The sequence below is a fragment of the Novosphingobium aquae genome, from assembly GCF_037572715.1.
GTDB lineage: Bacteria > Pseudomonadota > Alphaproteobacteria > Sphingomonadales > Sphingomonadaceae > Novosphingobium > Novosphingobium aquae.
In genome coordinates this window covers 126,416-141,341 of the sequence record NZ_JBBHJY010000003.1, presented here as the reverse complement: position 1 = coordinate 141,341, position 14,926 = coordinate 126,416, and the positions used below count along the sequence as shown (strand labels likewise).

14 protein-coding genes are annotated in these 14,926 nt (G+C 63.9%); 3 read left to right on the top strand and 11 right to left on the bottom strand.

Translation table 11 applies throughout. The annotated features are described in order from the left end of the window. Nucleotides 1-7: 7 nt before the first annotated feature. The 8 genes from WG900_RS08085 to WG900_RS08050 form a co-directional block, all read right to left on the bottom strand. Nucleotides 8-1,336 carry an acyl-CoA dehydrogenase family protein gene (locus tag WG900_RS08085; protein ID WP_339966191.1) on the bottom strand — a complete coding sequence of 443 codons (1,329 nt, stop codon included), beginning with the start codon at nucleotides 1,334-1,336 and terminating at the stop codon, nucleotides 8-10. 84 nt (nucleotides 1,337-1,420) lie between these two features. Further along, complete coding sequence (locus WG900_RS08080; RefSeq protein ID WP_339966190.1) at nucleotides 1,421-2,500, bottom strand: phosphotransferase family protein; 1,080 nt, start codon at nucleotides 2,498-2,500, stop codon at nucleotides 1,421-1,423. Further along, complete coding sequence (locus tag WG900_RS08075; protein ID WP_339966189.1) at nucleotides 2,497-3,297, bottom strand: SDR family oxidoreductase; 801 nt, start codon at nucleotides 3,295-3,297, stop codon at nucleotides 2,497-2,499. Before WG900_RS08075 ends, WG900_RS08080 begins: the two co-directional genes overlap by 4 nt. Next, the gene (locus WG900_RS08070; RefSeq protein ID WP_339966188.1) at nucleotides 3,294-4,349 is read right to left on the bottom strand and encodes an alpha/beta hydrolase; all 1,056 of its coding nucleotides are present in this window, start codon (nucleotides 4,347-4,349) and stop codon (nucleotides 3,294-3,296) included. Before WG900_RS08070 ends, WG900_RS08075 begins: the two co-directional genes overlap by 4 nt. Then, complete coding sequence (locus WG900_RS08065; RefSeq protein WP_339966187.1) at nucleotides 4,349-4,843, bottom strand: MarR family winged helix-turn-helix transcriptional regulator; 495 nt, start codon at nucleotides 4,841-4,843, stop codon at nucleotides 4,349-4,351. Before WG900_RS08065 ends, WG900_RS08070 begins: the two co-directional genes overlap by 1 nt. A 36-nt stretch (nucleotides 4,844-4,879) precedes the next feature. Continuing rightward, nucleotides 4,880-7,570, bottom strand: coding sequence for a glycoside hydrolase family 2 TIM barrel-domain containing protein (locus WG900_RS08060; RefSeq protein WP_339966186.1), 2,691 nt, complete (start codon nucleotides 7,568-7,570; stop codon nucleotides 4,880-4,882). 3 nt (nucleotides 7,571-7,573) lie between these two features. Next, nucleotides 7,574-8,560 (bottom strand): sugar phosphate isomerase/epimerase family protein, encoded by a 987-nt coding sequence (locus WG900_RS08055; RefSeq protein WP_339966185.1) that lies wholly within the window; start codon nucleotides 8,558-8,560, stop codon nucleotides 7,574-7,576. Between the two features lie 91 nt (nucleotides 8,561-8,651). After that, nucleotides 8,652-10,193: an acetolactate synthase large subunit gene (locus WG900_RS08050; RefSeq protein ID WP_339966184.1), complete on the bottom strand. Its 1,542-nt coding sequence runs from the start codon at nucleotides 10,191-10,193 to the stop codon at nucleotides 8,652-8,654. A 195-nt stretch (nucleotides 10,194-10,388) separates the two neighbouring features. Between WG900_RS08050 and WG900_RS08045 the strand changes: the two genes are divergently transcribed. The 3 genes from WG900_RS08045 to WG900_RS08035 all read left to right on the top strand — a co-directional run bounded on the left by WG900_RS08045 (nucleotide 10,389) and on the right by WG900_RS08035 (nucleotide 12,056). Beyond that, a complete protein-coding gene (locus WG900_RS08045) occupies nucleotides 10,389-10,850 on the top strand; it encodes a c-type cytochrome (protein ID WP_339966183.1) in 462 nt (153 codons plus the stop codon). Then, nucleotides 10,850-11,572, top strand: coding sequence for a cytochrome b/b6 domain-containing protein (locus WG900_RS08040; RefSeq protein WP_339966182.1), 723 nt, complete (start codon nucleotides 10,850-10,852; stop codon nucleotides 11,570-11,572). The genes WG900_RS08045 and WG900_RS08040 overlap by 1 nt, the downstream gene beginning before the upstream one ends. Before the next feature lie 106 nt (nucleotides 11,573-11,678). Then, complete coding sequence (locus tag WG900_RS08035) at nucleotides 11,679-12,056, top strand: c-type cytochrome (RefSeq protein WP_339966180.1); 378 nt, start codon at nucleotides 11,679-11,681, stop codon at nucleotides 12,054-12,056. Between the two features lie 78 nt (nucleotides 12,057-12,134). On the opposite strand, the gene WG900_RS08030 is transcribed toward WG900_RS08035, so the two are convergent. From WG900_RS08030 to WG900_RS08020, 3 genes are read right to left on the bottom strand one after another with little or no spacing between them, the layout of a single operon-like run. Continuing rightward, complete coding sequence (locus WG900_RS08030; RefSeq protein ID WP_339966179.1) at nucleotides 12,135-13,121, bottom strand: aldo/keto reductase; 987 nt, start codon at nucleotides 13,119-13,121, stop codon at nucleotides 12,135-12,137. Further along, nucleotides 13,118-14,086 carry a Gfo/Idh/MocA family oxidoreductase gene (locus WG900_RS08025; protein ID WP_339966178.1) on the bottom strand — a complete coding sequence of 323 codons (969 nt, stop codon included), beginning with the start codon at nucleotides 14,084-14,086 and terminating at the stop codon, nucleotides 13,118-13,120. Before WG900_RS08025 ends, WG900_RS08030 begins: the two co-directional genes overlap by 4 nt. Continuing rightward, nucleotides 14,083-14,925 (bottom strand): class III extradiol dioxygenase subunit beta, encoded by an 843-nt coding sequence (locus WG900_RS08020; protein WP_339966177.1) that lies wholly within the window; start codon nucleotides 14,923-14,925, stop codon nucleotides 14,083-14,085. The genes WG900_RS08025 and WG900_RS08020 overlap by 4 nt, the downstream gene beginning before the upstream one ends. Nucleotide 14,926: the final 1 nt, after the last annotated feature.

Below are 14,926 nucleotides of genomic sequence, written 5' to 3'. Positions count from 1 at the left end.
TCCTTTTTCACAGCCGACCCTGCCCGGGCACGCCCTCAGGCCGGGCATCGGGATAGCGTTCCAGCGCGGCCTTGAGCCGGGTGGGGATATGTTCGGAAGGGAACATGCCCTCGACCGCCTTGGCCTTCTTGAGATAGGCCCGCGCCAGCTGGCTCTTGTGCGCATCGGTCGGCCCATCGGCAAAGGCAAGGCCCATGCCGCCGCCGAACCAGTTGGCCAGCGGCATGTCGAGGCTGATGCCCAGTGAGCCGTGGATTTCCAGCGCCTTGCCGATCACGCTCATCCAGACATTGGCCATTGCGACCTTGCACATGCCGATGTGGTTGCGCGGGGTGCCGTGGGGCATCCGTCCCGCCTCGGTCTCGTCGATCAGCCATGCGGTCTTGAGCGTGAGCAGGCGGAACTGTTCAAGCTCGATTACGCTTTCAGCGATCTTGGCTTGCACCATCTGGTGATCGCCCAGCTTGCGCCCGCGGGTGACACGGGAAACCGCGCGCTCCAGCATCATGTCGAGCGCCCGCTGGCATTTGCCGACCGTGCGCATGGCGTGGTGGATGCGTCCGCCGCCGAGCCGCGCCTGCGCCACCTTGAAGCCCTCACCCGGCCTGCCGAGGATATGGTCGGCGGGGATGCGCACCTGATTGTAGCGCACGTGACCGTGAGCGCCCTCCTCATACGGATTTTCGCCGGCAATCGCGACATTGCGGATAATTTCGATGCCCGGAGTTTCCGCCGGAACGACGAACATCGACATCCGCTCAGTAAGTGGCGCGCCTTCGCTGGTGACGGCGATGACAAGGAAGAACGTAGCGAAGCGCGCGTTGGAGGAGAACCACTTCTCGCCCTCGATCACCCATTCATCGCCGTCCAGAGTAGCCTTGCAGGTGAACACGCCCGGATCCGCCCCTCCCTGCGGCTCGGTCATGGAAAAGCATGAAACGATGTCGCCGGCCATCAGCGGTCCGAGGTAGCGCTGCTTCTGCTCGGGCGTGCCGAACAGCGCGAGGATTTCGGCGTTCCCCGTGTCAGGCGCCGCGCAGCCGAAGACCACCGGTGCCCAGTTGGACCGCCCGATGATCTCGTTCATCAGCGCCAGCTTGACCTGCCCGTATCCCGGCCCGCCAAGATTTGCGCCAAGGTGGCAAGCCCATAGCCCTTGCGCCTTGACCTGATCCTGCAGCGGCTTGGCATGGTCACGCGCCGATTTCAGCGATGGATCGAATTGGCAGCCCTGTTCCGGCCACAACAAGTCCATCGTCTCGCACTCCTCGCGGACGAATTTCGCCATCCAGTCGAGCTTGGCCTGAAATTCGGGTTCAACGGAAAAGTCGATCATTGTCATACTCCGCGGGGCAAATGCCCCAATCATCCTATTCGTCATCACCGCGCAGGCGGGGATGACGGGTGTTTATGTCCGTCGCTATTTCAACCGCCGCACCTGGGCCGCGGTTTCGCGGAAACAATTCTCGCTGATGCGGGCAAAGAAGCGGCCGACATCCTTGGGCAGGTGCCCTGCCTCGGCCGCAGCAACCTTGTACTCAAGCAAGCAGCCCGATTTGAACTTGGCGAGGACCGAGAGGTATTCGAAATCGCGGAAATCGCGGCCCGTCCCTGCGCAGTAATAGCGGGCGAGTTCCTGCTTGGTGGGGAACAGGTTCGGGTCCTGCAGCGCGGTCGGGAATTCTTTCTCCGGATCGTCCTCGTCGCGCAGGCCGCCAGTGAACCAGCCCATGTCGATCATCGGATCGCCGATGGTCGAAAGCTCCCAGTCGATCATCGCGGCAAGGCGCGGCGGCGGGCCGTGGTGAAACATCATGTTGGGCGTGCCGACATCGCCGTGGATGATGCCGGTCGATTCCTTCGCTGGGATATTCGCCCGCAGCCATTCCTCGGTCTCGGCAAAGCCTGCGAATGCTCGTGCTTCGTAACCGGCGTACTTTTCCGGATAGCTCCTGAGCTGCCCAACCCAGCGATCGACCTGCCGTTCGAGGAACTTGCCCGGCTTGCCATAATCGCCAAGGCCAATGGCTTCGTGATCGACATTGGCCAGCTTGATCAGCCCGTCGACGATGGCGAAGGGGATGCCGTAGATATAGGGCATCCGGTCAAACGGTGGTTCGTTGAAGATCTTTTCGTCACGCAGGTTGGGCGCCCAGCCCTTGACCATTTCCATGACGTAGAAGCGCCCGCCGATCACCTCTGGATCGTCGCAGGAGCCGTAACAGCGCGGGTGCGGCACGTCGGTCTGGCCCAGCGCAGTCAGGATGCGCGCCTCACGCAGCACGCCCTTTTCCGCGCCGGGCGGCGGCACGGCGGGCGGGCGGCGCAGGACCATCGGCCCCTCGCCCCGGTCGAGCGTGAGCACCACGTTGGACGTGCCGCCCGACAGGATCGCGGTCTGCAGCGGTCCCTTGCCGAGTTCGGGGACATTGGCATTGAGCCAGTCGGTCAGCGGACCGATTGGCGCGAGTTCGTCCAGATTGTGCTCGATCTTGCTCATTCGAGGAATCCCAGCCCTTCGACGTTCGGCGCATAGCCCGGCTGCGCGGGTTCGCGGTGCGCGGCGATGATCGCCTGATGGCGCCGCTCCACTAGCGGCGCGTGATCGGGGTGCGACATGACGTAAGGCTCGTTTGCCTCGACCGCGCGCACCACGGCGCGGCCCAGCCAGATCGGCTCCATCATGTTGGCGCTGAACGCGTCCCACGATGCATCGTCCATGCCGAGTTCGTCCTTCATCGCCATCGACATGCGGCTGCGGGTGAGGCCGGGGAACAGCACGGTGACGCCGACGCCGCTGTCCTCAACCTCCTGCCGCAGCGAATCCGACAGGCCGAGCACGGCGAACTTGCTCGCGCAATAGGCGGCGAAAGTACCGTGCGGCAGCAGGCCGTTGGTCGAGCTAGTGTTGACCACGTGGCCGCTTCTCCGCGCCTTCATCGCCGGAAGATAAGTGAGCACGCCGTTGAACACGCCGCGCACGTTGACCGCCATGACCCGGTCAAACCCCTCGGGCGAAAGCTGCTCAAGCGGTTCGAACTTGGTCGCGATCCCGGCGTTGTTGCACAGGATATCGAGGTCGCCCGTCACCGCCTTCGCCGCCGCCCAGCTGCTGAGCGAAGTGACGTCAAGCGCGATGGCTGTTGCCCCGATCCGGGCGGCGGTTTCCTCAGCCAGCCCGGCATCGATATCCGCTACGAAAACCCGCGCGCCCGCTTCGGCAAAAGCCTCAGCCAGACCTCCGCCAATACCTCCGCCACCGCCAGTGACGAGGACGGTTTTGCCCGCGACCTTCACTTGCTAGCCAGCATCGCGCGGGACAGCGCCAGAATCGCGTTCAGGTCGTCCTGCGCCGAAGGCAGCGCCTTGCGGAAGGTGGCGAAGCCGTGGATCGTGCCCTTGGCCTCGTAATAGCTCACCGGCACGCCCGACTGCGCCAGCTTGGCGGCAAAGGCGCGGCCGCCGTCGCGCAGCGGGTCGAACCCTGCGGTGGCGAGGACGGTCGGCGGCAGGCCATGCAGGTCCGCCAGCAACGACGAATGGCGCGGGCTGTTGACGTCGGCCGCAAAGGCCTTGCCGTAGTAGTCCATGTCCGCTTGCGGCAGTCCGAAATCGCCAGAAAAGGCCTGCATCGAAGGATAGGGCTTCGACGCATCGGTCATCGGGTAAAGCGGGATCATAAGCTTCACCGGCGCGGCGGCGGGCTTGTCACGCAGAGCGAGAGCAGTGAGGAGGGTCAGCGTGCCACCGGCGCTGTCTCCGGTTAGCACCAGCCCGTTGACCTCGCGGCCCAGCGCCTTGCCATTGGCGGCGACCCAGCGTGCGGCAGCCTCGGCATCATCGGGCGCGGCGGGCCATTTGTGTTCAGGCGCGAGGCGGTATTCGACCGAAACCACCGGCAGGTCGAGCTGGCGCGACATTTCCGCTGCCAGCGCCGCGTGCGTGCCGATCGAGCCGACAACGAAGCCGCCGCCGTGATAGAACACCACCACTGGGCCGGGGCCGCGATCCGCACGGGAATCGAACAAGCGAAGGTCCATCGTTCCGCCCGGTCCCGGCATGGTCAGCTTGCGGTCGACCGCCAGCGTGCCCAGCGGCACTTCGGACGCGCCCATCATCTGTTCGATCATCTGCGGCGGGATCTTGCGGATCTGCGCGATCATCGCATCGCTCATTGCAGGACGCGGGGTCTTCTTCAGGTTATCGAGGTAGGCCTTGGCATCGGATCGCAGGACTTGGCCCTGGTCCACCTTCACGGCGGCCGCGTCCTTGGCGATAGCGGCGGGGATCGCCACGGGCGCAAGTGCGATAGCAACGGCGGCAAGCAGGCTGGCGGTAATGCGCTTCATCAAGTGTCTCCCTTGGGTCGGGCCGCATCGGCCCCGCCCGCGCGCAATTGCGCTTCGAGCTGCTGGCGGAAAGCTCGCAGGCCATCGCTCAGCCTGCAAGCGGCATCGAGATCGAGCCCGGCAGAGAGCGCTTCGGCGATGGCAGCGGCGCGCGCGTCGGCCTGGCGCTTGAGCGCGGTGCCGACCGCGGTTGCGGTGAGCAGCGGCGCGCGCTTGTGATCCGGATTGGGCGCGGTTTCGATCAGGCCCGCTGCAACCAGCGCATTGGCCGCGCGCTGGACGATCTGGCGCGGCTGGCCGAGCGACCGGCCGATCTGCGACACGGTCGGCGCGCGTTCACCCTCAACCACGGCGGTGAGGACGAGCATTTCGGATTCGCCCAGGTCAACGCCGCGCCGCGCCTCGGCAAAGGCGCTTTTCAGGCGGCCGCCAAGGCGATGGAACTCATCCATCAGGCCAATCAGGGGGTGGCGCGAATCGAAACGTCCGGACATGACCCGAACGTGTCATTTTGACATGATCGTGTCAAATTATCTCGGCGTGACCTCTAGCGCCGCGACCACAGCATTGCCGCCCTGCCCGCTGAAATCGAGCTTGAGCACGCCGCCCTTCACCGTCACAGAGAAGCTCTTCGCCAGCCCCTTGAGCGGGCCGCCAGCCTCCTTGCCGATAGCGAAGGGCGCGAGGCCCGGCTTTCCATTGGCGGTAATTGCCATCGTCGCGCTGCTATCTGCCAGAGCGGCATCCGGCTGGAATGTGTGCACGGTCACGGTCCAGTTGCCGTCGGCTACCGGCAGGGCATAGGAAAAGGCCTCACCTTCGCGCCAGTAAGCGTAGTGCTCGGGCCGTTCGGCAATGACCTTCTTCGAAGGGGCGCGATTGGAACCGAAGCCGCCCATCGACAGAGGCACGGTGCGGCCGCCGGTGACGAAGGCATCCGACCCGAACGGCTTGCCAGCCACGACCTGTCCAGCAAGATCGCCGGCATCAAGCGCCAGCCCGCGCGCAGTGTCCGGGCCAGTCCACACCGCTTCGTCACGCAGCATCTTGCTGCCATGGCTCGCGGATACCACCACGCGGTTCTCACCCTTCGCCAAGGCAACGCTGGGCCACAGGCAGATGCGGTCCGCGCAGGCGACCTCACCCAGATCGCGCCCGTTGATGCTGAGCGAAGCGCGCTCCGCGTTGGAATAGGCTTTCACCTCGGCGGTCGGATAGGGCCGCAAGGCATGGCGCTTACCGGTGATCCACACCATCGGTTCGGGGTTCCAGTTGGCCTTCAGGAAGTAGAACGCATCCTTGCGCAGCTTGCGGTCATACGTGACCACGCCCTTGGTGTTGACGTCCACCGCGTCGCCTTCGCCGCGCAGGTCGCTGGCAAAGTCGAACATGTTCCACAGCCAGGTGGCGTAAAGGTACTTGCGGTCCTTCATCGCCAGCCAGTTCTGCTCGATGGCGTAGGACTGGTATTCTTCGGGTTGCGGACGGCCGATAAAGTTGAGGAAACCCGATTTCACGTCGTCACTATGCTGCGTCGTCGCCCCGCCCGCGCCCCATTCTGAGATCGAGATCGGCAGCGTCGGATGCTTGGCGTGGAGGCGATCGAACTCCGCCCCGGCCTGCGCGCGCGCTTCCAGATGCTTCGGCATGTACCAGCCGAAATAGCGGTTGTAGCCAATGAGGTCCGCAGCGCCCGCAAGCATGCTGCTGCCGTCCATGCCCAGGATCTGCAGACCCTCGCAGCAATCGGCAAAGGTGGTCGGGCGGCTGGGGTCTTCTACCTTCGCAATGGCGTTCAGGTGCTTGAGCAGGGGCAGCGGATCGCCTGCCGCCTTGCCGAAGCCCTTGGCCGAATCAACCTCGTTGCCCACTGACCACATTACTATCGAGGGGTGGTTGTAGTTCTGACGGATCAGCTCCTTCAGTTGCTGTTCGGCATTGGCCCACAGCTCCGGGCTGCCCTTGCCGCCGGCAAGTCCGGGAGAGGTGACATAGGGCAGTTCGGCCCAGACGATCATCCCCGCCTTGTCCGCCTCGTCCGACCATTCATCGGCGTGCTGGTAGTGGGCGTGACGTACGGTGTTGGCGCCCAGCTCCTTCATCAGTGCCATGTCCTCGGCATGGTCAGCTGCGGTCAGCGCCGCGCCTTTGCCCTGCTTGTCCTGATGGCGCGAGACGCCGTGGAGCCGGACGTAGCCCGAGCCGGGAACCATCGGGTGCGGGTTGAGGAAGAAGCCCTCGTTGGCATCGACGCGGAAATCGCGGATGCCAAAGGTCTGGGTCACACTGTCGATCAGCTTGCCCTTTTTCCGCACTTCGACCGTGGCGGTGTAGAGGTAGGGATCGCGCGTGCCGTCCCAGTAGCGCGGCGAGGTCAGGGCAATCCTGCCGTCGGCGGTGCCAATCTCGTCGCCCGTCATCACGGCAGCATCATACTTGGCCGGCATCGGCGCGCGGTCAGCCACCACAGCACCTGCGGCATCGCGGATCGTAACCGAAACCCTGGTCCTGCCGTTGCGGCGCGGTTCGCGCAGGCGCGCTGTAACATCGAGCACGGCTTCATCGGGCAGCCCCGATTTGCGCACGATGCTGGCCGTGCGCACGAACACGCCGGGCGAGCCATAGTCCAGCAGGTCGATCCCGGCTGCGTTTGCCGTGATCAGCTGTACCTGCCGGTACAGCCCGCCGTAAACGAAGAAGTCGCCTGCCAGCGGAATCGTCTCACCTGTCGGTTTGCCCGCCTCAGGCTTCGAATTGTCGGCGCGAACGGCGATCAGGTTCGCCTGTCCAGGCTTCCAGTGCTTCGTCACTTCAAAGCGGAAGCGGCCATAGGCGCCGCGGTGTTCGCCGACGAATTGCCCGTTGACCCAGACCCGCGCGATCTTCCCGACCGCTGCGAAATCGAGGTATTGCCGCCGGCCCTTGGCTGCGGGCGGCGCGTTGTAGGTCAGGCGATACCAGCCGATGCCCTGCCGGTTGTCCGTGCTGGAATCCCGGGTGGTGCCGTAATTGCCGACCTTGTTCCAGGTGTGCGGGACCGAGACCTTATCCCACCCAGCATCATCGAAACCGGCCTGCGCGGGGGCATCGCCCACATCGCCGAACTGGAAGTGCCACCCTTCGGACAACGAAGTCACTTCGCGCGGAGACGGTTCCGCCGCAAGCGCAGGCGCACCGAGGCTGAACAGGGCGATGGTCAGCAGAACAAGCCGGTGGAGCATGGATCAGGCCTTCAGGCGCGAGAGGAAGGTGAAGCCCTTGGCAGCGGCATCGATGCGCGGCATGGTGAACGGCGGTTCCTGCTCAAGGTAGAAATGCTCGACACCGGCGGCGCGGGCTGCGGGCAGAATTCGCGCCCAGTCCTGCTTGCCTGAGCCGACTTCGGTCGGGTCCATCGACAGCACAAAATTGGTCTGGGTGCTCGCCTTCACATCCTTGATGTGCATCCACCGGCAGCGCCCGGTGTGCTTGCGGAAGAAAGCTACAGGATCGAGCCCAGCGGCGGTGACCCAGCCAACATCGACTTCGAAATGTACCAGCTTGGGATCGGTCTCGCTGACCAGCACGTCCCAGCCGGTGGTGCCATCAACCGGCGCGAATTCGATGTTATGGTTGTGATAGCCGATCACGATGCCGAACGGCCTGAGCGCGGCGGCGCGCTCGTTCAGCGTGGCGGCGGTGCGCTGCCAGTGGCCCTTGCCGGCGGCGGCAAAGCTGCGGCCGATGGCGGCTTTCATGTCCTCACCGTGTTGCGGGCGGAAGTTCACGGGGAATGGCGCAATTGGCGCAACGCCCTGGAAGATACCGAGCGCGCCAAGATCGTCGGCAATGCGTTGCGGATCGCTCATGAGAGAGAGGCTACCGCCTCCCGGCATGCCCTGAAACGGCAAGTGGATCGAACTGAAACGCAGCCCTGCCCGGTCAGCCGCGGCTTTCAGCGCGGCCGGCGTCTTGCCCAGCAGTCCCGGAAGCTCGAGATCGCGGTAACCGATCTGCGAGAGCCGCGCGAAAGTGGCGTCGATGTCCTTACCGGCCTCGTCACCCAGCGTATAGATCTGGATGCCGATGGGCTTGCCGATGCGGTCAAAAAAACCGCGCCGTCCGGCGGCGAGCGCAGATCCGCCCAGCACTATCCCTGCGGCACCGGCCGAAAGTCCTGACAGGAATTGGCGGCGACCAAGTGCAGGTGCTTCAAAAAGGTTGAGTGACATGCGCGCCTGATCCTCTCCACGGAAACTGGTTTGACCAGTTGGCGCATTAGGGGATGAGTCGCAAGCCTGCTCTTCAGGCCATCGATCCCGCTTAGAGCGTTACCTCGATCAATGACGGCCCCGGCTCACCGCAGGACCGGACCAGAGCGGCATAAAAATCTTCCGCCGTATCGACCCGCGTTCCGGGAACGCCCATCCCCTTGGCCAGCGCGACAAAGCCCAATGTTGGCCGATCAATCTCCATCATTTCCGCCGCGCGCGGCCCCGGCGTGCCGAAGCCCATGTTGGCATATTCAGCTTCGAGGATCTTGTATTTGCGGTTGGCGAAGACGATCGTCGTCACGTCGAGGCTTTCGCGCGCCTGCGTCCACAGCGATTGCAGGGTATACATCATCGAGCCATCGCCCTCGAGGCAGAACACCCGCCGCCCCGGGCTGGCCATGGCCGCACCCGTGGCCACGGGGGTACCGAAGCCGATCGAACCGCCCATGTTCTGCAGCGTATCGTGCGGCATCGCCCCTGCCGTCAGCGCCATCGACGAGCGCCCGGTGGTGAGCGATTCGTCGACCAGGATACAGTTCTCCGGCATCGCGGCGGCCAGCGCATGGGCAATCGACACGGGATCGAGAGGTCCGCTGGGTGCCGGCGTTTCGATCCGTTCCTGCCAAACTGGTTTCGTCGATGACGCGCCCAGCGCATCAGCCAGCATTTCCAGCGCGGCGGTTCCGTCCTCTCCCGGCAGGGCGAGAGAGTGGACCTGCGCCTCGGGATGCTTGAGCAGGCTTGGCCAGCCGGGATAGGCGAAAAACGCGATCGGCTCGCCGGTTTCCACCGTGACGATGTGGCGGAACGGTTTGAGCCATTCGACCGCCGCTTCGACGAAATAGGGAATACGCTCAAGCGTCACCCGGCCTGCGCCGCGCTCGATACGGTTGGTGAAGAACTGCGTGGCGATACGGCAGCCGGTGGAAGCAGCGACTTTTCCGGCGAGTTCCGGCCCGCGCCCCCGGCAGGTCCGATCGGCAAGGATAAGCAGGACCGGACCGTCGGCTTTACGGATCATCCGCGCCACGTGATCGATGCGATCCGCCGGTGCCGCAGCGCGGACCGGATTGGCAGCGGGACTGGCGCAAACCTCGCCCGCATCACCCCATGAGGCATCACCCGGCAGGACTAGCGTGGCGATCTGGCAATCGCGCGCCGCCGCTACCGCCTGCGCCGCATCATGCGCCAGCGTATGCGCGCCGTCGGTCGTGCGCAGCCAGTGGCTCAGCGGGCGGGCGATGCCTTCCAGGTCGGAGGTCAGCGGCGCATCGTATTGCAGGTGCGTGGTCACGTGATCGCCGACCACGTTGACAATGCCCGAGCGCGCCCGCCGCGCGTTATGGAGATTTGCCAGCCCATTGGCGAGGCCGGGGCCGAGGTGGAGCAGGGTCGCTGCCGGGCTTTCCTTCATCCGGAAATAGCCGTCCGCCGCCCCGGTAGCCACGCCTTCGAACAGGCACAGCACGCTTTTCATCGCCGGATTGTCGAGCGCGGAAAGGAAGTGCATCTCCGAAGTGCCGGGATTGGCAAAGCAGGTATCGACACCCCCGGCGATCAGCGTCGAGACAAGGGCTTCCGCGCCGTTCATGACAAAATCCGTTTCATCTGGAACCACATTGCCCGAGCCATAGCGGCGCGTTGGTCGATGCTGCAAGCGCGGACTGGTAGCCGGGTCGAGTGGTTTGTTACCGTCCGCACATATTTGTATCGACCAGTTACAAAAAACTGATTGTCGCCAAGGCGCAATCCGGGCCATGAACGCCCTCGAATTTCAGGAGGGTCTATGTCCTACAAGAAGCTTATCGTGCTCGCCGCCGTTGCCGGCAGCCTTGGCCTTGGTGCCGTGACCATGGCCGCATCGCCGCAGCAGACGATTTCCGAACGCCAGGCCAATTTCAAGGTCATCGGCAAGTCGTTCAAGGCCATGCTCGATGAAGGCCGCAAGCCTGCGCCCAGCATCGCTGTCTACCGCGTTAATGCCGACGCGGTGGCCAAGGCTGCAGCCAAGGTCTCGGGTCACTTCCCCAAGGGCACCGGCTCCGAAGCCGGCGTGAAGACCGCCGCCCTGCCCGCGATCTGGCAGAAGAACGTCGAATTCAAGGGTGCCGCCGCCAAGCTGGTTGCAGCTTCGAGGAAGCTCAGCGCCGCTGCCAAGTCCGGCAATGTCGACGCTACCAAGGCAGCGGTGATGGGCCTTGGCCCGACGTGCAAGGGCTGCCACGATCCGTTCAAGGCGAAAGATTGATGCAGGCGCCGCTGCGCAAGACACGGCTATGGGACCTGCCAATCCGGCTGGTCCACTGGTCACTGGTGGTGCTGTTGCCGGCGATGTGGTGGACGGCGGAGAACGACAACCTCAGCCTGCACATGACGCTGGGCTATGTCGTGCTCGCCATCGTGGCGTTCAGGATCATCTGGGGCTTCGTCGGTTCGTCAAACGCGCGTTTCAGCCAGTTCCTGAAGGGCCCGGGCGCGGTTGCCGGCTATCTGCGCGGCTTTTTTTCCGGCGGTCCGGCCAAGGCCCACGCCGGCCACAATCCGGCCGGCGGCTGGAGCGTGCTCATCCTGCTGGCGCTTCTGGCCGCTCAGGTCGGGCTGGGGCTCTTTGCCCTTGATGAAGACAATGTCGGCAGCCCGCTGACGAGCATGGTCGAATATGACACTGCCCGCTCACTGGCCGAAATCCATGAGCTGGGCTTCAACCTGATCCTGGCCTTTGTCGTGATCCACATTGCCGCGGTGCTTTACTATTCGCTGGTCAAGAAGGACCGGATCGTTCCGCCGATGGTGACCGGATCGCGCGATCTGCCTGACGATGTCGAAGCTCCGCGGATTGCGCCGCTGTGGAAGGCTGCCGTTGTTCTGGTGATCACCGGGGCCTTTGCCTGGTGGATATCCAAGGGCGCGCCGACCAGCCTTGAACAGCTCAACCAGCCGCCGCCGGCCAGCATGGAAGATTTCATGTAACCGTGCCGCAGGATTGGTCATGCCAATTTTGCCTGTTCAGCATCCCGAAAGTGCATTAAGTCCATTCCGGCGATCAAAGCCGATCCGAACTGGAGTCCCCCTCCCGATGATTACCCGTTTCTTTGCCGTTTCCCTTGCTCTCATCGCCGGTGCCACTGCCCTTCCCGCTGCGGCTCAGGCCGGCGATCCGGGCGAAGCCGCGTTCAATATGCGCTGCAAGGCCTGCCACACGGTCGCCCCCGGCGGCGCATCGACGGCGCTGGCCCCTAACCTGCGCGGCGTGGTTGGCCGCAAGGCTGGCGCGAGCACCTACAAGAACTATTCGCCTGCACTTAAGGCTGCGCCGATCACCTGGAATGCCGCCTCGCTGGACAAGTTCCTCGCCACCCCGACCAAGGTCGTGCCGGGCACCCGCATGGTCATGGCAGTGAGCGATGCGAACCAGCGCAAGGCGATCATCGCCTGGCTCACCAAACAGCGCTGATTTCCGATTTTCGATCGATGGACGGCCCTGCGATTGCGGGGCCGTTTTTCGTTGGGCCATCTTCCTTAAGACGGGCGCTCAGGTGAATTCCTCGGTGTCGATCGTCTTCTGCATATTTGCAGGATAGCGGGGTCCTGACACCGTCTGCTGGTTGATCAGCGCGCCGACTTCATCGAGCAACGCTGCATCGGGCTGCCAGTCCTGCCGCGCCATGTTCTCAGCCAAGTGCGCGATGTTGGTGGTGCCGGGGATGACATGCACATTGTCCCCGCGAGACAGCACCCACGCCAGCGCCAGTTGCGCCGGCATCACGCCTTCACGCCGGGCGACAGCATTGAACCCATCGATCAGCGCGAGATTACGGGGCCAGTTGTCCGCGTCAAAGCGCGGGTGCGAATAGCGGATATCGCTTTCGAGCAGGGTCGAAGTATCGCGGATACCCTCCGCCAACGCACCGCGCCCAAGCGGCGAAAAGGCAACGAGAGCAATACCCAGCTCAGCGCAGGTATCGCGCACCGCGATCTCGACGTTGCGGGTCCACAGCGAATATTCGGTCTGCACCGCCGCCACTGGATGGACCGCATGAGCTTCGCGGATATGCGCGGCGGACCATTCCGACACGCCGTAGGACAGGATCTTGCCCGCCTCCATTGCACGGACCAGTGCGCCAATCGAATCCGCGATCGGCACCGACGCATCGAAGCGGTGCAGGTAGAACAGATCGAGATGATCGGTCTTGAGTCGCGCCAGGCTCTCGTCGAGCGACTTCAGCACGGCATCAGGGTGGCAGTTCGTCCCGCGCTTCGGCCCATCGAACATTATGCCGGTTTTCGACGCGAGAAAGAACTCATCGCGCCGGTGCGCCAGCGTATTGCCGATCAGCGTCTCGCAGCGGCCGGCGCCATAGATGTTCGCCGTATCGAAATGATCGACGCCCAGATCGAGCGCGGCCTCGAGCACTTTTGCCGCATCTTCCGGCGCGGGCGGCACGCCATAGCCATGGGTCAGCCCCATGCAGCCGAGGCCGAAGGGATTGACTTGCCGCCCCGCCAGAAGCCGCTTCACGACCAGCCGTCCTGCGCCTCAAGGCTGGTGGCGAGCTCGCCGATCACGCGGTAGCAATCGAGCACCTGCGACACGCTCGAATTCGGCTCGCGCCCTTCGCGGATCGCCGCGACGAATTCGCGGTCCTGCAGTTCGATGCCGTTGTTGCTCACCGTAACGCCGGTCAGATCGATGGGCTCTTCCTTGCCATTCACCAGATCATCGTAACGCGCGATGTAGGTCGCGGTGTCACCGATGTAGCGGAAGAATGTGCCCAGCGGGCCGTCGTTGTTGAACGACAGCGACAGCGTGCAGATCGCGCCGCTTTCGCTTTTCAACTGGATCGACATGTCCATCGCGATGCCGAGTTCGGTATGCTTGGGCCCTTGCATGGCATGGGCCGAAACGATCTTGCCTGCCTGATAGGCGAACAGGTCAATCGTGTGCGCGGCGTGGTGCCACAGCAGGTGGTCAGTCCACGACCGCGGCTGGCCCTTGGCGTTCATGTTCTTGCGGCGGAAGAAGTAGGTCTGGACGTCCATCTGCTGGATGTTCAGCTCGCCCGCGACGATCTTGTTATGCACGTACTGGTGCGAGGGATTGAAGCGGCGGGTGTGGCCGACCATGCAGGTAAGACCGGTTTCCCTGGCCTTGGCGACAACAGCCTCGGCATCGGCCCAGGTATCGCACAGCGGGATTTCCACCTGCACGTGCTTGCCGGCGTTCATGCAGGCAATCGCCTGTTCGGCGTGCATCTGGGTCGGCGTGCAGAGGATCACCGCATCGACGTCATCGCGCGCAAGAGCGTCGGCAAGCTCGGTCGATGAATGCCTCGCCCCGTACTTTTCGGCAACGGCAGCAGCTTGTTCGGCGGTGCGGCTGATGATCGAGACGATTTCAACGCCGTCGATATTCTTCAGGCCATCTAGGTGCTTTTCGCCGAATGCGCCGGCACCGGCCAGAGCGATGCGGAGGGGTTGGGTCATAGTTCAGGCTCCAGAACGAGATGGCCGATGGCCGTATTGCTGCAAGGGATGTGATAGTGGCGGTGGAGCGTTTTCACGCGCTTGCCGAGCGCGCCGCGCATGATCAGCCACATCACCATTTCAATGCCTTCGCTGCCGGTTTCTCGCAGATACTCGATATGCGGGATATGGCGCGCGTCGTCGGTGTCGCTTTCCAGCATGTCCATGAAGCGGTTATCCCACTCCCGGTTGAGCAGCCCGGCGCGCGGCCCCTGAAGCTGATGGCTCATGCCGCCAGTGCCCCAGATCTGCACGTCGAGATCTTCGGGGAAGCTGTCCACCGCGCGGGCAATGGCCTCGCCAAGCGCCCAGCAGCGGTTGCCCGATGGCACCGGATAGGTGACGACATTGACCGCGAGCGGAATGACCTTTGCGGGCCACTTCTCGGGCTGGCCGAACATCATTGACAGCGGCACTGTCAGGCCGTGATCGACGTCCATCTCGTTGATGATCGTCATATCGAAATCGTCGAGGATCAGGCTCTGCGCGATATGCCAGGCAAGCTCCGGCGCGCCTTCGACATCGGGCACCGGGCGCGGCCCCCAGCCCTCATCGGCCGGCTTGTAGCTTTCGCCGCAGCCGATCGCGAAGGTCGGGATGATACTGGCGTCGAAGGCCGAGGCGTGATCGTTGTAGACGAGGATGATGACGTCAGGCCTCTCAGCCTTTTCCCACTCGCGCGTCCACTCATAGCCCTTGAAGATCGGGCCGAAATAATCGTCCTGCCACTTGCCCTGATCGACCGCGACGCCGAGCAGCGGCACATGGCTGGAGCCAACCCCGGCGGTAATGCGCGCCATG